Annotated in this window: 18 protein-coding genes; 7 read left to right on the forward strand and 11 right to left on the reverse strand. The window is 67.9% G+C overall.

Annotated features, from left to right (window positions below; genetic code table 11):
* Positions 1–43: 43 nt before the first annotated feature.
* Genes J2848_RS31155 through J2848_RS31165 form a run of 3 tightly spaced genes read right to left on the reverse strand, consistent with a single transcriptional unit; the run spans position 44 to position 2,756 of the window.
* The gene (locus tag J2848_RS31155; RefSeq protein WP_149234386.1) at positions 44–736 is read right to left on the reverse strand and encodes a chemotaxis protein CheW; all 693 of its coding nucleotides are present in this window, start codon (positions 734–736) and stop codon (positions 44–46) included.
* On the reverse strand, positions 736–2,166 hold the full coding sequence (locus J2848_RS31160) for a CheR family methyltransferase (RefSeq protein ID WP_149234385.1): 1,431 nt from the start codon (positions 2,164–2,166) through the stop codon (positions 736–738). Before J2848_RS31160 ends, J2848_RS31155 begins: the two co-directional genes overlap by 1 nt.
* A complete protein-coding gene (locus J2848_RS31165) occupies positions 2,163–2,756 on the reverse strand; it encodes a chemotaxis protein CheW (RefSeq protein ID WP_246194287.1) in 594 nt (197 codons plus the stop codon). The genes J2848_RS31160 and J2848_RS31165 overlap by 4 nt, the downstream gene beginning before the upstream one ends.
* 240 nt (positions 2,757–2,996) lie before the next feature.
* Between J2848_RS31165 and J2848_RS31170 the strand changes: the two genes are divergently transcribed.
* Together J2848_RS31170 and J2848_RS31175 are read left to right on the forward strand one after the other, a co-directional pair.
* Positions 2,997–3,464, forward strand: a complete 468-nt coding sequence (locus J2848_RS31170) for a MaoC family dehydratase (RefSeq protein ID WP_149234383.1) — start codon at positions 2,997–2,999, stop codon at positions 3,462–3,464.
* Positions 3,465–3,517: 53 nt separating this feature from the next.
* On the forward strand, positions 3,518–4,354 hold the full coding sequence (locus J2848_RS31175; RefSeq protein WP_149234382.1) for an FkbM family methyltransferase: 837 nt from the start codon (positions 3,518–3,520) through the stop codon (positions 4,352–4,354).
* Positions 4,355–4,466: 112 nt separating this feature from the next.
* Here J2848_RS31175 and J2848_RS31180 read toward each other — a convergent pair whose 3' ends face one another.
* Together J2848_RS31180 and J2848_RS31185 are read right to left on the reverse strand one after the other, a co-directional pair.
* Positions 4,467–5,378 (reverse strand): response regulator transcription factor, encoded by a 912-nt coding sequence (locus J2848_RS31180; RefSeq protein WP_149234381.1) that lies wholly within the window; start codon positions 5,376–5,378, stop codon positions 4,467–4,469.
* Positions 5,375–8,860 (reverse strand): hybrid sensor histidine kinase/response regulator, encoded by a 3,486-nt coding sequence (locus tag J2848_RS31185; protein ID WP_246194286.1) that lies wholly within the window; start codon positions 8,858–8,860, stop codon positions 5,375–5,377. The genes J2848_RS31180 and J2848_RS31185 overlap by 4 nt, the downstream gene beginning before the upstream one ends.
* A gap of 107 nt (positions 8,861–8,967) precedes the next feature.
* On the opposite strand from J2848_RS31185, the gene J2848_RS31190 reads away from it, so the two are divergent.
* Positions 8,968–9,342 (forward strand): DUF1636 domain-containing protein, encoded by a 375-nt coding sequence (locus tag J2848_RS31190; protein WP_149234380.1) that lies wholly within the window; start codon positions 8,968–8,970, stop codon positions 9,340–9,342.
* Between the two features lie 27 nt (positions 9,343–9,369).
* Here J2848_RS31190 and J2848_RS31195 read toward each other — a convergent pair whose 3' ends face one another.
* Both J2848_RS31195 and J2848_RS31200 read right to left on the reverse strand, forming a co-directional pair.
* Entirely contained in the window at positions 9,370–9,846 is a 477-nt protein-coding gene (locus J2848_RS31195) for a hypothetical protein (RefSeq protein WP_149234379.1), read from the reverse strand.
* A gap of 128 nt (positions 9,847–9,974) precedes the next feature.
* Positions 9,975–10,553: a TetR/AcrR family transcriptional regulator gene (locus tag J2848_RS31200; protein ID WP_149234378.1), complete on the reverse strand. Its 579-nt coding sequence runs from the start codon at positions 10,551–10,553 to the stop codon at positions 9,975–9,977.
* A gap of 311 nt (positions 10,554–10,864) precedes the next feature.
* Here J2848_RS31200 and J2848_RS31205 point away from each other — a divergent pair, with 311 nt between their 5' ends.
* The gene (locus tag J2848_RS31205) at positions 10,865–11,101 is read left to right on the forward strand and encodes a hypothetical protein (RefSeq protein ID WP_149234377.1); all 237 of its coding nucleotides are present in this window, start codon (positions 10,865–10,867) and stop codon (positions 11,099–11,101) included.
* Between the two features lie 28 nt (positions 11,102–11,129).
* On the opposite strand, the gene J2848_RS31210 is transcribed toward J2848_RS31205, so the two are convergent.
* From J2848_RS31210 to J2848_RS31220, 3 genes are all read right to left on the reverse strand, one after another.
* Entirely contained in the window at positions 11,130–12,434 is a 1,305-nt protein-coding gene (locus J2848_RS31210; protein WP_149234376.1) for a hemolysin family protein, read from the reverse strand.
* Positions 12,435–12,461: 27 nt separating this feature from the next.
* Positions 12,462–13,175 (reverse strand): exopolysaccharide biosynthesis protein, encoded by a 714-nt coding sequence (locus tag J2848_RS31215; RefSeq protein ID WP_246194284.1) that lies wholly within the window; start codon positions 13,173–13,175, stop codon positions 12,462–12,464.
* 228 nt (positions 13,176–13,403) lie between these two features.
* On the reverse strand, positions 13,404–13,838 hold the full coding sequence (locus J2848_RS31220) for a response regulator (RefSeq protein ID WP_149234374.1): 435 nt from the start codon (positions 13,836–13,838) through the stop codon (positions 13,404–13,406).
* A 260-nt stretch (positions 13,839–14,098) separates the two neighbouring features.
* Here J2848_RS31220 and J2848_RS31225 point away from each other — a divergent pair, with 260 nt between their 5' ends.
* Both J2848_RS31225 and J2848_RS31230 read left to right on the forward strand, forming a co-directional pair.
* A complete protein-coding gene (locus tag J2848_RS31225) occupies positions 14,099–16,240 on the forward strand; it encodes an ATP-binding protein (RefSeq protein WP_170307222.1) in 2,142 nt (713 codons plus the stop codon).
* 179 nt (positions 16,241–16,419) lie between these two features.
* Complete coding sequence (locus J2848_RS31230; RefSeq protein ID WP_149234372.1) at positions 16,420–17,028, forward strand: HD domain-containing protein; 609 nt, start codon at positions 16,420–16,422, stop codon at positions 17,026–17,028.
* A 30-nt stretch (positions 17,029–17,058) separates the two neighbouring features.
* On the opposite strand, the gene J2848_RS31235 is transcribed toward J2848_RS31230, so the two are convergent.
* A complete protein-coding gene (locus J2848_RS31235; protein WP_149234371.1) occupies positions 17,059–17,562 on the reverse strand; it encodes a helix-turn-helix domain-containing protein in 504 nt (167 codons plus the stop codon).
* Between the two features lie 602 nt (positions 17,563–18,164).
* On the opposite strand from J2848_RS31235, the gene fliF reads away from it, so the two are divergent.
* Positions 18,165–19,826 (forward strand): flagellar basal-body MS-ring/collar protein FliF, encoded by a 1,662-nt coding sequence (fliF, locus tag J2848_RS31240; RefSeq protein WP_149234370.1) that lies wholly within the window; start codon positions 18,165–18,167, stop codon positions 19,824–19,826.
* The last annotated feature ends 46 nt before the right edge of the window (positions 19,827–19,872 follow it).

The following is a 19,872-nucleotide window of genomic DNA, read 5'->3' on the forward strand; positions in this document are numbered from 1 at the left end:
GTGCTCCGGCCCCGGATGGCTCTTGAGTTGGATCGGTCGTTCTTCAGGTCTTCACGGCGTCGAGCAGGGCGGTCATGTCGAGGATCGCCATGCGCTCCGCGGTGATCGCCCGGATCAGAGGGCCGGCCTCCGCCGGAGCTGCGGCGCCCGGCGCCCGGATGTCGGCCACCCGCTCCACCTCGCGCAGGCGCAGGGCGGCCGGACGGCCGGCACCGGTGCGCAGCACGATGGCGTAACCGGTCTGGTCGGCTTCGGCGCTGCCGGCGGCCCCCCGCAGGGAGGGCCCGCTGCACAGCCGGTCGAGGTCGAACAGCCGCATCACCCGGCCGGCGACGGCGATCACCCCCAGCACGGCGGGCGGCGCCCCGGGCACGCGGGCCAGCCGCGGCATCGGCACGATATGGCCGAGATGGCGCAGTTCCAGCCCATAGAGCGTCTCCACCCCGCGCGCGACCAGCATGGGCGTGCCGATGCCCGCCTCGCCGTCGATCAGGTCGCCGGTCTGCGGCGTCGCGGCCAGCTCCTCCGCCCGGCGGGCCAATACGGCGTCGGCCCAGGGGCCGCGGCCGGCGAAGGTCGCCTCAAGGTCGGCGGTGCGGCGCGCCAGCTTCTCGCGCACCGCCTCCCAGTCTATGGAAACTCGGGCGGATGCCCGGACGGCGGCGCGGTCGGGCGATGCGCTGTCGAGGGCGGCGATGAGCGGCGCGGCACCGGCGCCGGCAAGGGTCTCGTCCATCAGCCCTCCTCACCGGTCAGCCAGAGGTCGAGCATACCGCGCAGTTCCTGCACGGTCAGGCCGCCGCCCTCCGTCACCGCCTCGCCGTCGGGACGGCTTTCCAGCGCCTCGCGCGCGTTGCGGAAATGGCGCTGGGCCGGCAGCAGCCGGCCGCGCCGCCAATAGGCCAGTGCCAGATGATAGTCGGCCAGGACGAAGCGCGGGTCGAGATACAAGGCGCGCTTGAAGGCCGCCACCGGGTCGCCGACGCCAAGCTCCTCCTCCACCAGCCCCAGGTGATAGTGGGCGGCGGGGTCGAGCCGCTGCGCCTCCACCCGCGCCAGACAGGCTTCCAGCACGGAGGAGCGCTCGTTGGTCTCGGCCGTGTCCGGCGGGGTGGGGTCCGCGGGCGGGGCCGCCGGGGCCGCCCTGCGGGTGCGCGGGACCGACGCAGGCTGGGTGGTGTCGGTCGCGGGCTTCGCGGCAGGCTTGCCGGCGCGGCGCGACGCGATCCCGGTGGCCGGTGCGACCGGCAGGAGGCTGGCGGTGGAACTGCGGCTCACCGCAGCCGTTGCCGGCGTGTCGGGTTGCTTGCGATAGAGCGTGGCGCCGGGGACCGACACCGGAATGAACAGCTCGTTCATCTGCGGACCGGCCTCGGCATGGCCGACCACCAGCCATCCCCCCTCGGCCAGTGCCTTGTGCAGGTCGCCCAGCAGCCGGTGCCGCGTCGCCTCGTCGAAATAGATCATGACGTTGCGGCACAGGATGATGTCGAAATGCCCGATCCCGTGCGGATATGAGGGAATCGTCCCATCCACGAGGTTGAAGGGCATGAAGCTGGTCCATTGCCGGTATTTCGGCTTCACCGACCACAGCTTGTCCTCGCGGTCGAAGCAGGCCTCCAGCGTATCCGGCGACAGGCCGCGCACCGCCCAGTCGCCATAGGCGCCGCGCCGCGCCTGCTCCAGGAAGGCGCCGTTGATGTCGGTGCCGAGGATATGGACCTGCCAGCCTTCCAACTGGGCGGCGAAATGCTGCTTCAGCAGGATTTCGAGGGTGTAGGCCTCCGGCCCGATGGAGCAGCCGGCACTCCAGATCCGCAGCAGGCGGCTCGACTGGTTGCGGCGCAGGCATTCGGGGATGGCGACGGCACGCAGCGCGTCGAACTGTTCGATGTAGCGGAAGAAGAAGGTCTCCCCCACCGCCAGCTCGTTGATCAGTCCCTGATATTCGGCGCCGCCCGGTCCCTCCGCCTCCAGCGCCGCCAGATAGCCGGCGACCGTGGCGATGCGGCCGAAGGGCAGCCGGCGGTTGATCCGTTCGGCGAAGGCGGAATCCTTGTCGGCGTAATAGGCAAGGCCGGTGGCATCGATCACCATCGCCTTCAGGCGCGGGAAATGCGGGTCGCGGCGGATCGCCTCGATCGTCGCGGCGGAACTGGACATCATGCGCCGCCGTCCCCGGCGGCTGCCGTGTCTTGAGGAGCCGCATCGTCCATATCGGCATCAGCGGGATCGGCGGGGACCTGCCACTGCGCCAGCCGCCGTTCCGCCACCGCGCGAAAGGCGTCGAGCAGCCGGCCCTCCGCCTCGTTCAGCAGCCGGTCGGGGTCGAGCAGGGTCACGCTGCCGCCGCGGCCGGTCACCCGGTCCGGAAAGGCGCCGGCGGCACAGCCGTTGAAGCTCAGCGACGGATCGGACGGCGTGCGCTCCCTCGGATCGACCAGCGTGCCGCCATGGACCTGATCGGCCAGCAGCGCCGCCGGCCGGCCCTGCCACGTGACGAGGAGAAGCGGCGAATAGAGGCCCGGCGCCGATCCGCCGGCCCCGGGATCGAACCGGACGAGATCGAGCAGGACATCCAGGCGCAGGACCGGCACCACCTCCCCCTGATAGCGGAACACGCCTTCCACCGGCAGCGGTGCCGTCGGCAGGCGGTCCAGCCGCGGCAACGGCAGGAAGCGCCGCACGGCTTCCGCCGGCAGCGCCAGAGCTTGCCCGGCGACCGAAAACACGATGCAACGGAATGGCGACAGCATCGACGTGCTTTGGGAGGTGCCCTGGGAGGTCCTGTGCGCGGGGAGTGGTGACATCCGTCCGTCGATAGCCTGGAATCCGACCGGGAACATGCCCGATCACGACCGGAATGCGAATTACGCCAAAGGTTTACGCCGTAGGACCTATGCCCTGGCCGGAGGCCGCCCTGCCCTTTGACGGACGATCCCGGCAGGCTACTCTTCGCCTGCAACGACAAGACGACCTGAAGGGAAAACGAGACGATGTCCGGCCGCCATTTCGAGGATTTCCGCATCGGCGACGTGTTCCAGTCGGAGGGGGCGACCCTGACCGAGAGCCAGATCATGGATTTCGCCCTGCGCTTCGACCCGCAGCCCTTCCACATCGACGCGGCGGCGGCGGCGGACGGGCCGTTCCAGGGGTTGATCGCCAGCGGCTTCCACACGCTGTCGCTGACCTTCCGGCTGTTCCGCGACACCGGGCTGATCACCGGCACCAGCCTGGGCGGGTCGGGCATGGACGAGTTGCGCTGGCTGCGGCCGGTGCGGCCCGGCGACACCATCCGCGTCCGGGTGGAGGTGGTGGAGACGATCCCGTCGCGCCGCGGCGGCCGCGGCACCGTGCGGCTGGCCTACACCACGCTGAACCAGCGCGGCGAGCCGGTGATGACCTGCATCATGAACCACATCGTCGCCGGACGGAGCGGTGCGGAGCCGACGATCGCCATATGACGGACGGGCAGCATCGGGTATATTGACGCCTTCCGATTGCGAGGGCTCTCCGAATGCTGCCGAACGCCACCGTGGTAGAGACCAAGATGGGCCGGTTTCTGCTGTTCGACACGGATGACGGCATCACCCGTTTCCTGCGCCGGGACGGCCAATGGGAGCCGGTGACCCTGATGTTCGCCAAGGCGCTTGTCGGGATCTGGGAAAGCAACACGAAGAAGGCCGGGGGCACCATCGTGGATGGCGGGGCCAATGTCGGCGCCTTCACCATTCCGATGGCGCTGACGTTCCAGAACAGCCACCGGGTCGTCAGCTTCGAGGTGCAGCGGCCGCTCTACCATCTGATCTGCGGCTCGTTGGCGCTCAACGGGCTGGATTGCGTTCTGGTCCATAATCTGGCGCTGGGCGAGCGGATGGATGTGATCGAGATTCCCATTCCCGATTATGCCAGCGACTGCAACCTGGGTGCGCTCAGCCTCGACCCGGAGGTGCGGCGGGTGCGCCGCGAATCGGGCATCGTCTGGGATACCGACCGCCCCGAGGCGCGGATGGGACAGGCCAGCATGGTGCGGCTGGACGATTTCGGCATCGACGATCTTTGCCTGCTGAAGCTGGATGTCGAGGGAATGGAGCTGCCGGTCCTGAAGGGCGCGGCGGAGACGCTGACGCGGTCCGGCTATCCTCCGGTGCTGTTCGAGCTTTGGGATGTCAGCTACCTGCCCGGCATCCGTGACGCGCAGGAGGCTCTGCTGTCCCATCTGGACGGGCTCGGCTATGAGGTGCTGATCCTCGGCGAGACGGCGATCGCCCAGCATCGGAGTCACGGCATCTATCTGCGCGCAAGGCAGGAGGACGACGGCCGCCGCCTGACCTTCGAGCGGGCTCAGCGCTAGAGTGTGATCGTTTCAAGCGGAATCGCTTGAAGCGTGAATCACACGGAAAACCAAAAGCTTAGAGTCTGGCTGGTGCTTCGATAAGCACCAGCCAGACTCTAAGGGGCCGCCCTTACGCCTTTGCTGCCAGGGTGCGGATCGCCAGCGCGGCGGCGGAGGCGCGGTTTTCCACGCCCAGCTTGGTGAAGACCTGCTCCAGGTGCTTGTTCACCGTGCGCGGACTGATGCCGAGGATCTCGCCGATGTCGCGGTTGGGCTTGCCGTTGGCGATCCACAGCAGAACCTCCGCCTCGCGCGCGGTGAGGCCAAGAGCATCGCGCAGCACCGCCTCCTGACGGCCGGCGGTCGGCTCGCTGAGGCGGAACAGATATTCGTCGGGGTTGGCCGGGCTGAGATAGGTGAACTCCAGCCGCCGCATCCCCTTGCCGTCCGGCAGATCCAGCGCGAAACTCTCCCCCGCACCGCCGGGGGTGGAGGTCCGGCGCAGCCCGGCCAGACCGGCGGCCAGCGCCGACGCCGCTTCCGGGCGCAGGCCGGCCAGCAGCCGCTCCGCCTGCGGGGTACACCACAGCAGCCGGCCCTCCCCGTCGGTCGCCAGCAGGAAGCGGCCGGTGGCATCGAGTGCCGCGCGTGCGGCGTAGGCGACGCGGGCGTTGGTCAGATGGACGCGGATGCGGGCGATCAGCTCGTCCACCACGATGGGCTTGGTGACGTAATCGACGCCGCCGGCCTCCAGCCCCTTCACCACATGTTCGGTATCGCTGAGGCCGGTCATGAAGATGACGGGGATGTGCGACAGGTGGGGGAGCTGCTTCAGCCGCCGGCAGGTCTCGAAGCCGTCCAGACCGGGCATCACCGCATCCATCAGGATCAGGTCCGGGGTGATCTGGCTGACGAGGTCCAGGGCACTCTCGCCGTCGACGGCGACCAGCACGGTCAGGTCGGCCTGCTCGATGGCCTCCGTCAGGAATCCCAGCGTGTCGGGGGTGTCGTCCACCACCAGGATCATGTCGCGGCGCTTCATCCCGTCACGGCCCCGTCTTCTGCCTTCCGTTCGGCGTCGCATTGCGCCGCCGCCTCTTCCACCGCACGCATATAGCCTTTCAGGTCGAAGGCGCGCACCAGCGTTCGCAGCCGCTCGACGAATGGCGTCGCGGCGGCATCCTCCGCCTCGATCTCGCGCAGCTTGGCTTCGATCCCCCGAATGTAGCCGATCCGGCCGAGCTGGCGCAGGTCGTCGAGATGACGCAGTGCCGATTCAGGAAGACCGGACTCCGGTGCTCCGACCGGCTTCGTTACTTGATCGACCGACGCGGGCACGGAGGCAAGCGGTTCCGCCTGTTTTTCCGGGGCGTGGATCCATTCCAGCCCGGTCAGCGCCTGCAACCGGTCGAGCAGCGCGTGGATCTCGATCGGCTTGGCGACGAAGGCATCGTGCGGCGCCCGGCCGTCGCCCGGCCCCTGCGCCTCGTAAGCGTTGGCGGAGACCATGATGATGCGGATGCGGTCGGCGAACTGCCGGCGCAGCTCCTCCGCCACGTCCCAACCGCTCTCGCCGGGCATGGAGATGTCGAGCATGGCGACGTCGGGCTTGCACTGTGCCGCCAGCTCCAGGCAGGTGGTGGCGTCCGACGCGATGAACAGCACGAAGCCCAGCGGACGCAGGATGTCGGTCATCAGTGCCAGATGGTCGCGGTCGTCGTCAGCCAGCAGGATGGTGATCTGCGGCCCGGCATAGCCGGTGATGGCGCGGCGCTCCACCTGCTCGCCCGGCCGGTGCATCGCCTCCGACAGCAGCAGGCGGACGGTGAAGACGCTGCCCTCCCCCGCCTTGCTGCGCAGCGCAATGTCGCCGCCCATGATCCGGGTCAGCACCCGCGTGATGGTCAGGCCGAGGCCGGTGCCGGCCACCGCCCGCACCGCCGCACCGCGCCCACGCTCGAAGGGTTCGAAGACACGGTCGAGATCCTCCTCCCGGATGCCGATGCCGCTGTCGGCGATCTCGAACTCGGCGATCTGGCTGCGGTAGCGGACGGTCAGGGCGACATGGCCGCTCTCGGTGTATTTCACCGCATTCGACAGCAGGTTGATCAGGATCTGGCGCAGGATCTTGCTGTCGGTGTGGACCCAGGCCGGCAGGTGGGGGACGCGGGCATAGCGGAAGTCCAGACCCTTGGCGGCGGCCTGGATGCGGAACATGTCGGCCAGCTGGTCGAGGAAGTCGATCAGCTGTACCTTGTCGCGGCTGAGCCGGCGCAGGCCCGATTCGATCTTGGAGATGTCGAGCAGCCCGTCGATCAGGTTCGACAGATGCTCCGCACTGCGGCGGATGACGCGAACGGCGTCCTGCGGGCGCTGGGTGCTGTTGCTCTCCAGAAGCTGGGCATAGCCGGAGATGGCATTCAGCGGTGCCCGGATTTCGTGGCTGACGCCGATGATGTAGCGGCTCTTGGCGGCGTTGGCGGCCTCCGCCACCTCCTTGGCCTTTTGCAGGGCGGCGTCGGTGCGCTCGTGGGCGGCGATCTCGTCCATCAGCATGGCGGTCTGGCGGGCGGTCTCCTCCTCCGCCTTGCGGCGGCTCTCATGGGCCAGCACCAGCAGCCAGGCGGCGACGCCGGACAGGATGAACAGGCAGACGAAGACGGTGAACAGCGCGGTATGGATCGCCGCCCGCTCCGCCGCGTCGGCATTGGCATACTGGAAGTCGATGACCACCAGCACCCCGCCCAACACCAGCGAGAACAGCGTCATCACCCCGATGAAATGGCCGGTGCGGGTGTGGACGCCGGCCGCCATCCGCCTGGGCAGCACCCGTTGCAGGCTGTGGGCGATCTGGTCGGCGAAGCGGCTGTCCTTCTTGCACAGATCGTGGCAGCGCGCCTCCAGCGTGCAGCAGAGCGAGCAGATCGGCGCGTCGTAGGCCGGGCAGAAGGCCATGTCCGGCCGTTCGAACTGATTCTCGCAGATCGAACAGCGGACGGTTGCGCCATCGCCGGGCAGCCGGTCGGACTTGCGCGCGAGGTAATAGCGGCCCCCGGTCCTCCAGGCGATCAGCGGGGCGGCGGCGAAGGCGACGACCAGCCCGATGAAGGGGGCGAGCGCCTGCGCCACCGGCCCCAGCAGCCCGAAGAAGGCGGTGGTGGAGCACAGCACCGACAGCCCCATGGCACCGGTGCCCACGGGATTGATGTCGTAGAGGTGGGCGCGCTTGAACTCGATCCCCGGCGGGCTGAAACCCAGCGGCTTGTTGACCGCCAGATCGGCGGCGACCGCCCCCAGCCAGCCGACCGCGACGTTGGCGTAGAGGCCGAGGATGCTCTCGATCACGCCGAGGATGCCGATCTCCATCAGCAGCAGGGCGAGCAGCACGTTGAACACCAGCCAGACGACGCGGCCGGGGTGGCTGCGGGTCAGGCGGGAGAAGAAGTTCGACCAGGCGATGGAGCCGGCATAGGCGTTGGTGACGTTGATCTTCATCTGGCAGACGACGACGAAGATGCCGGTCAGCGCCAGCGCCGCGGCGGGGGAGCCGAAGACGTCGAGAAACGCGACATGGTACATGGTGTTGGGCTGCACCGCGTCCTCCACCGGCAGCCCGTGCTTGATGGCGAGGAAGGCCAGCAGCGATCCGGCCGCCAGCTTCAGGCTGCCGATCAGCACCCAGCCCGGCCCGCCGGCCAGCATCGCCGTCCACCAGCGCAGGCGCCCGATGCGGGCCTGCGAGGGCAGAAAGCGCAGATAGTCCACCTGCTCGCCGATCTGCGGCAGAAGCGACAGCAGGACCGAGGCGGCCATGCCGAAGGGCAGCAGCGACAACTCACCGTTGGGGGCGTAGACGCCGGGCAGCGAGGTCCATTGCGCCAGCGTTTCGCGGTCGAGCAGGAAGAAATAGGCGAAGGGCACGCATTGCAGCAGGATCCACACCGGCTGCGTCGCCCATTGCATGCGGCTGATGAAGCGGATGCCGTAGACGGCGATGGGGATCACCGCCAGCGAACTGATGACATGGGCGACCGACGCCGGGATGCCCAGCACCATGGTCAGCCCGGCCGACATGATGCTGGCCTCGATGGAGAACAGGATGAAGGTGAAGGAGGCGTAGACCAGCGAGGTGATGGTCGAGCCGAGATAGCCGAAGCCCGCCCCGCGGGCCAGCAGGTCGATGTCCACCCCGGCCTTGGCGGCATGGTAGGTGATCGGCAGACCGACCAGGATGCTGAGCAGCGCCACCGCCAAGATGGCGGCCATGGCGTTCTCGAAGCCGTAGGTCAGGGTGACGGCGGCGCCGATGGCTTCGCAGGCCAGGAAGGAGATGGCGCCGAGTGCCGTGTTGGCGACCCGCCATGCGCTCCAGCGCCGCGCCCGTTCCGCGGTGTAGCGGAGCGCGTAGTCCTCCAGCGTCTGGTCGGCGGCGAGCTGGTTGTATTGCCGGCGTTCACGGACGATCCGTTGCCTCGCGCTCATGCCCGTCCGCCGTTCCCGCCCGTCGCCTGTGGTGGTCCGCATGGTCGGGAGTTTCGCACGGCTTGGCAAGCCGCAAGCGCGTTGACAGTCTCCGAACCGGGCTCTAGCTGTCGGGTGGTGAGAACCGGAAAACCTCCGAAAGCCAGAGCATGACCGTCGAGCTTGTCGTCTGTGAAACCTGCCGCCGTCCGGAAGACCCGCCCGAGGCCCCACGGCCGGGGGCGGAACTGGTGGCGCTGATGGAGCGGGCGCTGGCCGACGCCCCGGATCTGGCGGCGCTGGTGCGGCTGCGCCCGATGCGCTGCCTGATGAGCTGCCGGCGCCCTTGCGCCGTCGCAGTGCGCTCCGCCACCCGGATGAGCTATGTGCTGGGCGACTTCGCCCCGGACGAGATGACGGTGGAAACGCTGACCGCCTATCTGCGTGCCTATGCCGCCACCACCGACGGAATCGTTCCGTTCAAGCAATGGCCCCAGGGGGTCAAGGGTCGTTTCGTTTCCCGTTTGCCGCCGCTGGAAGATTGAACCGTTGCTCCCGCCGGAGGAGACGGTCTATTGCCGGCGCCGTGCCAAGTGGACGATCTGGGCGGTCAGGCCGATGACAAGAATGACCGCAAGCGCGCCCTGGGCGCCCAGCAGCAGCGGCGACTTCAAGTCGGTCACCAGGGGGTGGCCGTCCGGAACCCGGCGCAGGATTTCGCTGACCGTCGGCACCATCAGCAGGAAGGCGCTTACGCTGAGGCAGACGGTCTCGATGTAGCGGGCCGCGCGCCCCGCCGCCGGTCCCCACCCGATCGCATAGCCCACAAGCAACAGCAGGATCGTCACGGCGCCGATGCCGTAGCTGACCGGCTGATGAGCGACGAGAAAGACCGTCGAGGCACCGATCAGCATGGAAGCGAAATAGACGGCCCCCGGCATGGAGCGGGGCACGATGCGGCCATGGCGGGCGAACATATAGGCGGCCACGGGGATGGCCGGCAGGCTGCCGAGCGTATGAGCCCAGCCGATCGGAGAAATTCCGAACATCGGTGATTTCCTTTCAGGTTCAGAGGAACGGGGACGGTGAGAGCCGGCAGGACCGAAGAGAAGAAAATCTACCTACTGATTGGTAGGCTCCGTGGCCAAGCCTTGACTGCGTGCGGAAGGCCCCGCTTTCAGGCGGCGATCCGCTCCAGCAGGGGACGGGTTATGGCGCCGAAGGCCTTAGCGTCGCCATAGGCACGGGCCGACAGCATCGCGCCATGCGTGGTGGCCATGAACATCTCCGCGTCAGCCCTCGCGGTTCCGGACAGACGAAGACGGCCTTGTGCAGCGCCGCGCTCGAAGACTCCCGTCAACCATTCGGCGAGCCGGCGGAAATGTCCTCGTACTTCCACGGCGACCTCTTCGGGCAGAACCGGAGTTTCGCCCGCGAGCAGCGCGCAGACGCAGAATGGAGCGGCCATATCGGCGAAGCACCGCTCCCAATAACCGAGATAGGCGCGGAGTTGGTCCAGGGGATCGGGGATGGCCTGTTCCAACCGGGCCAGTCCGGCCGAAGCCTCCTCCCGGTACTGCGCGACGAGCACGCGGACCAGATCAGATTTGCTGGGGAAATGGTGGTGTATGCTCGCGGTACGGATGCCGACGACCTTGGAAATATCGGCATAGCTGAAACTGTTGTAGCCGCCCCTGGCGATGAGCGCGCGCGCACAGCGGAGAATGTCGTCGGCTCTGGTCGATTGCGTGTTCATACACAGAGCCTACCAACTAGTAGGGAGCCTGTCAATGCGGAGTGAGGATCCTGGGCGGCGGCTACAGATGATGGCCTCACGGATCGGCCCTTCAACCGTCATGCGACCCGAAAATCGCCGAAGCCGGGTTGAAAGCTGTCGGTGCTGAAGGCGTAATGTGATCTGCGTCTTGTGTCCGGATCGAGCCGACGCGCGGCACCTAAGTCCCTACCCTGCCGCTGAAGGATGGATTTGACAGACCAAGGTGGCGTGCCAATTATTGTTGGTCAGACCAACAGAATTCGCCCCTTACGGGCGAGGAGGAACGCCCGATGAAGGTCGACCCCGAGGTCCTGAACTGCGCCACCGGCCTGCTGCACATGGCACGTGAGGCGGAACGCTCCAACGGCTGGGAAGCCGGCGACCTTCTGCGCACCACGCTGCGCCTGCTGGTGGTTGCCGGCGCCGACGGCCATGGCTGGGACGCCGACGACCTGTCGGAGGAAGTCCGCGATCTGGTCGAGGCGGTGCGGACAACGAACGGGGCGGGAGAACTGGTGGTGCATTGAGGGGGCCCTTGCCCCCTCGAAACCCTCGTCACCCCTCCGAAACCTCCGGATTCAGCTGGATCAGCACCTTGTCGATGCGGCGGCCATCCATGTCGACGACTTCGAAACGGATGCCGTTCCAGTGGAAATGCTCCGCCGCGGTCGGGACATGGCCGAACTGGTCGAGCAGGAAGCCGGCGATGGTATGGAAATCGCCCTCTCCCTTCATGTTCTTGACGCCGACCAGCGCCTCGACCTCCTCGACCGGGGTCATGCCGTCGACCAGCCAGCTGCCGTCCTCGCGCTGGATCGCGGCGGCGTCGCCTTCCTGGGTGCTGTCGGGCAGTTCGCCGGCAATGGCCTCCAGGATGTCGGTCATGGTGACCAGCCCCTCGACACTGCCGTACTCGTCCACCACCACCGCCATGTGGACGCTGGCCTGCTTGAACAGGTCGAGCAGGCGGAAGACCGGCGTGCCGTCATGGACGACCAGCGGCTGGACCATCGCCGACCGCAGGTCGAAGGCGACCCCCTTCAGCGACTGGTCGAGCAGCGCCTTGGTCGAGACGATGCCCTGCACCTCGTCGACGTCGCCGCGGCAGACCGGGAAGCGGGAATAGCCGCTTTCGCAAATCTCGCGGGCCACCGTTTCGGGGCTGTCGTCGATGTCGAGCCAGATCAGGTCGGGGCGCGGCGTCATGATCGACCGCACCGTGCGGTCGGACAGGTGCATCACCCCCTCGATCATCTGGCGTTCGGCCGGCTCGAAGACGCCGCTCTGGGTGCCTTCGGCGATCAGGGTCTTGACCTCCTCCTCCGTCACCGTCTGCTCGCGCGAGGTGGGCAGGCGCAGAAGCTTCAGCACCGCGTCGCTCGACACGCCGAGAAGCCAGACCACCGGGGCCGACAGGCGCGACACCGTCCGCATCGGGGCGGCGACCAGCGAAGCGATCCGTTCCGACGAGATCAGCGCCACCCGCTTGGGCACCAGTTCGCCGATGATCAGCGAGAAATAGGTGATGGCGGCGACCACCAGGGCGAAGGCGACGGTGTGGCCGTAGGGGGCGATCCAGGCGACCTGCTCGTCAAGCACGCCGCCGAGGCGTTCGGCAAGGGTGGAGCCGCCGTAGGCGCCGGCGATGATGCCGGTCAGGCTGATGCCGACCTGCACGGTGGACAGGAAGCGGCTCGGGTCTTCCGACAACTCCAGCGCGGCACGGGCGCCCGCGCCGCCCTTCTCCTCGGCCATCTGCTGAAGCCGGGCGCGGCGCGCCGACACCAGCGCCATCTCCGACATCGCGAAGAAGGCGTTGAGCAGGATCAGCAGGACGATGACCAACAGTTCCCAGATCATGGCTTTGTGCCCTTGGGGGGCGCTCCCTCAACCGAACAATTGTTGCGCGACGGCGACCGCCGCCTGCCCGAGACCGAGCAGGACGGCGGCGACGATGGCGATGGCAAGAAGGCCGGCGACGAGGCCGGCCGAGACGAAGACGCCGTCGGATTCCATCAGCCCCAGCGCGATCAGCGCGATGGCCAGGGCGGGGGGCTGGTTTCCGAAGACGATGGGAAGGGACAGGATGACGGCCAGAACCACGACCGCCAGCCCCAGCAGCCGTTCGGCGGTAGGGCCGGCCAGCGCCGGCAGGCGCGGCCGCAGGTGGCGCTCCACCCGCTCCGCCCAGGGCTTGGCCCGGCGGATCACGCCGAGGAAGGCCTTGCGGTCGAAACAGGCCACCAGCATGCGGCGGGGCAGCCAGGGGCTGTGCCGGCCTGCCGCCATCTGGGCGCCGAGCAGGATCATCGGCACGCCGGTTGCCGTGGACAGGCCGGGGACCGGCAGCACGTTGGGAATCGACAGGATCAGCAGCAGCGCACCGAAGGCGCGGTCGCCCAGCGCATCCATGATCTCGCCAAGCGAGATTTTAGAGGGGATCTCGCCAAGCGAGATTTTAGAAGGGGTCTCGCCCGGCGGGATGCGGGAAGAAGCCGGAGCGCCCTCGGGATCGTCGGACTCGGGATCGCCGGATGCGGCGTCACCGCGCGTCAGGAAGTCGTCCAGCAGATCCGAAACGCGCGCACAAGCCCGATCCACACCGGGATGGCGTGCGTCGTGCGACCTGGGGGACGACCCGGGAGGTCGATCTTTGCTCACGGCTCTCCCCGATGCCGGAAACGGGATCGGAGCGAACCGGGCGAAGGATGGCAGGAACCCATGGACCTTTCGCGTCGCGGCGGCAGTAATCTTCCTTCTACAGGAAGGAAGGCGAAAGCGCCAGCACGGGTTGCGGTGCGCCAGAGGGCCGCAGACCTTCCACCCAGGCTATTGCCGTTTTTGCATGACGAAATTCAGGCGCTTCATCAGGTCGGCCTTCGATACCGGCTTCACCAGATAGCCGGAGATGCCGTAGGCGATGGCCCGCTTCACCACGTCGGCTTCGCGGTGGCCGGTCAGCACCAGCACCGGCAGGTCGGCCAGCGGGTTGCCGGTGGCGGTGCGCAGCGCGTGCAGCAGATCCAGCCCACCCATGCGCGGCATTTCCAGATCGCAGATCACCACATCCACGTCATCGCCGTTCTTGCGCAGGATGTCGAGCGCCTGGATGCCGTCCGCCGCCTCGAACACCGTGCGGAGCCCGATGTCATGCAGCAGCCGGTAGATCAGCTTGCGGGTGAAGTCGTCATCCTCGACGAGAAGCACACCAAGATCGTGAACCGTCCGGACCTGGCGGGTCCGTCCGCCTGCCTCCACCACCATGACGCTCTCCGCTCCGCCAATGTTCCCTGGCCGCTATCCGCGTGGCCGACCGACACAGTTTTCTTATTGTATTGTTGCGCAGTCGTTAACGGAATCGCTATGACGCTGTGATGGACACCGGTTTCCATAATCGGCTCCCCTGGCCGGCTCCCCTGGCCGGCTCCCCTGGCCGGCTCCCCTGGCCGGATAATGGCAATCGGTCCCGCGACAGCTTATCCTGGCCCTCCGCGCGCACTTTCCGAACCGATCAGGACCCGCCCTTGACCGCGCCGCCCGCCTCCCCCGTGCCGCCCTTCGGCAGTTCGCCCGATATGGCGATGCTCGCCGCCGTGGTCGAGGCCAGCGGTGCCGGCCTTGTCGTGACCGACGCCACCCGGCCCGACCATCCCATCGTCTATTGCAACCGCGCCTTCCTGGACATGATCGGCTATGAAGCCGACGAAGTGATCGGGCGGAACGCCGCTTTCCTGCAAGGACCGGAAACCGATCCGGAAACCGCCGCGGCGATTCATGCCGCGATAGCGGAGGCGCGGCCCCTGTCGGTGGAGGTGCTGAACCACCGCAAGGACGGCAGCGCCTTCTGGAACGCGCTGACCCTGCGGCCGGTGCCGGGATCGGATGGACGCGCGCGCTGGATCGCCGGCTCCTCCGCCGACGTGACCCACAGCCACCGCTCGCAGGAGGAATTGCGCGCCGCAGAGGACCAGCTGACCCGGCTGGCGGCCGAGACCTTCGCTCTCGCCGAGAAGCTGGACGGCGCGCGCGAGGATGCGGAGGCCGCCCGCATCGCGGCGGAGAATGCCAGCAGCGCCAAGTCGCGCTTCCTGGCGATGATGAGCCACGAGCTGCGCACACCGATGACCGCGGTGATCGGCATGGGCGACCTGCTGATGGGCACCGGGCTGAACGACCAGCAGAAGGCCTTCGTCAAGACACTGCGGTCGTCGGCCGATACGCTGATGACCATCCTGAACGACGTGCTGGATTTCTCGAAGATCGAGGCGGGACAGCTGACGCTGGAGGAGATCGACTTCTCGCTGCCCCGGCTGGTGGAGGATGTGGTCCAGCTGTTCCTGGTGCGGGCGGCGGCCAAGGGGCTGAGCCTGTCTGCCTCCATCGCCGACGACACGCCGCGCCACATCCGCGGCGACCCGACCCGGCTGCGGCAGGTGCTGTTCAACCTGGTGTCCAACGCCATCAAGTTCACCGACCGCGGCGTCATCGAGATCGCGGTGTGGTCGCCGGATCCACCAGCCGATCCGCCGGCCGACGGGGCACCGTCCGATGCGCCCGTCACCCTGCGGTTCGAGGTGCAGGACAACGGCATCGGCATGACGCCCGAACAGCGCGCCCGCCTGTTCGACGCCTTCGTCCAGGCCGACGTGTCGACCAGCCGCAAATATGGCGGCACCGGCCTGGGGCTGGCGATCTGCAAGCGGCTGGTGGAGGCGATGGGCGGCGAGATCACCGTGACCAGCAGCCCCGGCCTCGGCTCCACCTTCCGCTTCTCGATTCTCAGCCGGCTGGCCGAGGCGCCGCCGGTCGGCGACCTCGGCGCCCGGCCCTCGCTGGGCGCGGCAGCCGAGATACCGGAACCGGCACGGGTGCCGCTGCGGCTTCTGCTGGCCGAGGACAACGACATCAACCGCATGCTGGTCGTCGCCATGATGACCCGCATCGGCCACCGGATCGACGCGGTGACCGACGGACGGGCGGCGCTGGACGCGCTCACCACGGCCGACTACGACGCGCTGATCCTGGATATGGAGATGCCGGTGCTGGACGGGCGGTCGACCACGCGGGCGATCCGCCGGATGAACGGGCCGGTCGCGCGCATCCCCATCGTCGGGCTGTCGGCCGATGCCCTGCCGGAACATCGCGACGGCCATATGGCGGCCGGGCTCGACGCCTATCTGACCAAGCCGATCGACTGGGACCAGCTGAACGCCGTGCTGATCGATCTGGCGACCCGGCCGCAGGAAGGGCGCGTGGTGCCGATGCCGAGCCGTCCGGCGGCCGAGGGCGGGCACTTCTCGGCCCTGCCGCTGGTCGACCGGGTGAAGCTGGCCGAACTGCGGCTGGCCCTGGGCGGCGAGGCGCTGGACGGCATGCTCCAGCTGCTGCCGGAAACCGCGCTGCGCGAACTGACGGCCATCCGCTCCGCCTTGCAGGCCGGGCGGCCGAAGGAGCTGAAGCAGGCGGCCCATACGCTGGCCGGGCTCGCCGCCAATTTCGGCACGCCGCGCATGGCCGCCATCGCCCGCGCCATCAACGACAGCCCGGCCGACACCGACAAGGTCGCGGCCCTGTTGCCCCTGCTGGAAACCACCGTCGCCGCCACCAGCAGCCTGGTGCGCGAACCGGCGGATAATATCCCCTCTCCCCCCCGGGGAGAGGGTTAGGGTGAGGGGGTCGCACTGCGTACCTAACCCGAGAATCCACCCTGTGCATCCCCCTCACCCCGACCCTCTCCCCAGGGGGGAGAGGGGGATTTTCCCAAGCATAGGCCATCCGCCGGACGCGCGGTTGAGCGGCACAAGGCCGATCTGCTAGAGACAATCTGCTAGAGACAAGGGGCACCATGAAGAAAGCAGCGCCGAAGCGGCGCGGCGGGTCGCCGCGCGTCACCCATCCCGACCAATTCGATCTGCTCGACGTGCCCGAGCCGACGGCGGTCATGATCACCTATTCGGGGCGCACCGTCGATCTGGAGCGGCCGGATTTCGGCCCCTTCGACATCGAGGACATCGCCCGGCCGCTGGCCTACCAGTGCCGGTTCGTCGGCAATACCCAGCGCTTCTTCAGCGTGGCCCAGCATTGCGTCCTGGCCAGCCGGCTGGCACCGGCGGGATATGCCTACGACGCGCTGATGCATGACTGCGAGGAGGCCTTCACCGGCGACTGGCCGACACCGTGGAAGGTGCGGATCGGCCGCGACGCCATCCGGCAGGCGGTCGAGCCGATCAAAAGCGCGCTCGCCCAGCGCTTCGGCTTCCGCCATCCGGAGCCGAAGGCGGTCAAGCTGGCCGACCAGCGGGCGCTGGCGACCGAGCTGCGCGACCTGTGTGCGCCGCACCGGGTCAACTGGCGCGACCTGCCGGACCCCGACGAGGCCGCCATCGTGCCGCTCGGCCCCGAAGAGGCGCTGGCCGATTTCCTGGAGCATTACCAGCGGCTGAAGCCAGCCTGACGTCTTCCGGCCGGTCTCAGGGAATCGGTTTCAGGCGTGGCCGCCCTGCTCCGCCCGCCGTCCGCGGCCACGCTTGGGCGCCGGCGCCGTGCCCGAGGCGCTGCCGTCGGCCTGCTGCTCCGCACAGCGCTCCGCCAGTTCGCGGATGGCGGCACGGATCTGCGGATCGCGGATGCTCTGGAAATAGCGCGCCAGCATCAGCGCCTCGCGCGATTGCAGGGTGTTCTCCTGCTCCTCGCCACCGCCGGCCGCCGGCACCTCGCCGCCGTCGGCCGCCGGCTGGCGGTTCTCCAGCCCTTCGAAAAAGACGGAGACGGGAACGCGAAAGAACTGGCCCAGCTTGAACAGGCGGCTGGAGGACACGCGGTTGAACCCACGCTCGTACTTCTGCAATTGCTGGAAGGTCAGTCCCAGCGCCGAGGCGACGTCGCTCTGGCTGAGGCCGGCGAGCATGCGCAGCTCGCGCAGGCGCTGGCCGACGAACACATCGACCTCGTTCAGGCCTTCCTTCTTTTCGCGGCCACGCCGTTTCATGGCTCTTCCCCTTCGATCCTGTACTGGTCCCGGCAGCCGATTCTTCCCGCCGCCGTCCGGAACGCCGGTCAGGCCCGTCCGCCGTAAAGCACCGCCTCTTGCGCCGGAGCTTAGGAACACCTCGCCGGGAAGACGAATCGGCCGGATTCGGGCATGGAATGCAACTCAGCTATGACCGCGCCCTCCCGATGTCAACCTTGGCTGGACCAAATACCTCTTTTGGACAGCGAATTATTCGCGGAGCCCGGACTGTTCGTCATACGACCGCACTCTTTTCGCGCATCAGGCGGTATCTTTTTACCCATGGTCGCGTGAATGGTGCCGTTCCGCTCAAGCCGCGGATCGGCTGCGGCATTGTGACCCAAGGTTGCGGAACCCGCCGTGGCGCCGCCGTCGCAGGGCTGCAACATTTGCGGGGTACTAGGCATATTTTGCCGGGCGCCCGGCAAAAACTGCCGCCGATTAACCCTCTCTTCATCAAGACGACGCAGCATGCCCCAACGTAGGCAAGCCCGGCGCAGAACTTGCACAAACCGTCTCGCAATCGCGAACGGAGACTGTGTGGAGAGCATGCCGGGAAGACTTCCGATCGGGGACCGCGCGTGAACAACCTGCTGCAGACCTTGCGCAATCTCGGGCCCGCCCGCCTCGCGGCGATCGGCGGCGTCGGGCTTTTGCTGATCGGATTCTTCGTCTACCTGACCACCCGGCTGTCCACGCCGGAGATGGAGCTGCTCTATTCCGAACTCCAGCAGACGGAGGCGGCGGCCATCGCCAAGAAGCTGGACGAGGCGAAGGTCCCCTACAGCGTCGACAAGTCCGGCACCAAGATCATGGTCCCGGCGGATCAGGTCGGGCCCATGCGCATGCGCATGGCGGCCCAGGGCCTGCCGTCCGGCGGTTCGGTCGGCTACGAGCTGTTCGACAAGGGCGAAGGCTTCGGCGCCACCAGCTTCATGCAGAACATCAACCACCTGCGCGCGCTGGAAGGCGAGATGGCGCGCACGGTGCAGACGCTGAACGGCGTCCAGCAGGCCCGCGTGCATCTGGTGCTGCCCAAGCGCGAGCTGTTCGCCCGCCAGCAGAACCCGGCGACCGCCAGCGTCTTCCTGAAGCTGCGCCCCGGCGCCCAGCTGAGCCGGGAGAACATCCAGGCGATCCAGCAGCTGATCGCCGCCTCGGTCCCCAACCTCGACCCCAACCGCATCTCCATCGTCGACGACAAGGGCAAGCTGCTGGCACGCGGCACCGGCAGCGACACCGCCGAAGCGATGCTGGCCAACGCCGAGGAGAAGAAGCAGGCCTATGAAGGCCGGCTCGCCCGCACCATCGAGGATCTGCTGGGCCGCACGCTCGGCTACGGCAAGGTCCGGGCCGAGGTGTCGGCCGACCTCGACTTCGACCGCATCACCACCCAGTCGGAAATCTTCGATCCGGAAAGCCAGGTCGTCCGCTCCACCCAGACGGTCACCGAGTCGAACGAAAGCAGCGACCGCGACCCGCTGGCCCCGGTGACGGTGGACCAGAACCTGCCGACCGCGCAGTCAAGCAGCAGCGCCAGCCCGCTGTCCTCGAACAAGTCGAACCGCAACGAAGAGACGATCAACTACGAGATCACCAAGACCACCAAGTCGCACGTCCGCGAGGCGGGCCAGGTCCGCCGCCTGTCGGTCGCCGTACTGGTGGACGGCACCTACCAGACCTCCAAGGACTCGGCCCCGGCCTACCAGCCGCGCAGCGAGCAGGAGATCGAGAGCATCAAGGCGCTGGTGCGGTCCGCCGTCGGGCTGGACGCCGTGCGCGGCGACTCGCTGGAGGTGATCAACATGCGCTTCTGGTCGCCCGAGGACGACATCCAGAAGCCGGAAGAGCTGTTCATGGGCATGACCAAGGACGACCTGTTCCGCATCGCGGAGATGGTGGTCCTGGGCATCGTCGCCGTCCTCATCATCCTGCTGGTCATCCGCCCGCTGATCTCCCGCGCCTTCGAGAAGGCGGAGATGCAGGAGGAGGACGAGATGGACCGCCTGCTGACCGATCAGGCCGGCATGCCGGCGGCGCTGGCCGCTCCCACCGGGGCGCTGGCCCAGGATCTGGCGCTGGAAGCGGCGCAGGCCGACGAGGAGCTGGAGCAGATGATCGACATCAACCGGGTGGAAGGCCGCGTCCGCGCCTCCTCCCTGCGCAAGGTCGGCGAAATCGTCGACAAGCATCCGGAAGAGGCGGTCTCGATCCTGCGCAACTGGCTGTATCAGGAGAGCTGAGCAATGCCGGCCTCCCTCTCCACACCGTCTGACGGAGGATCGCAGC

This window comes from Azospirillum lipoferum (genome assembly GCF_024170005.1).
Taxonomy (GTDB): domain Bacteria; phylum Pseudomonadota; class Alphaproteobacteria; order Azospirillales; family Azospirillaceae; genus Azospirillum; species Azospirillum lipoferum.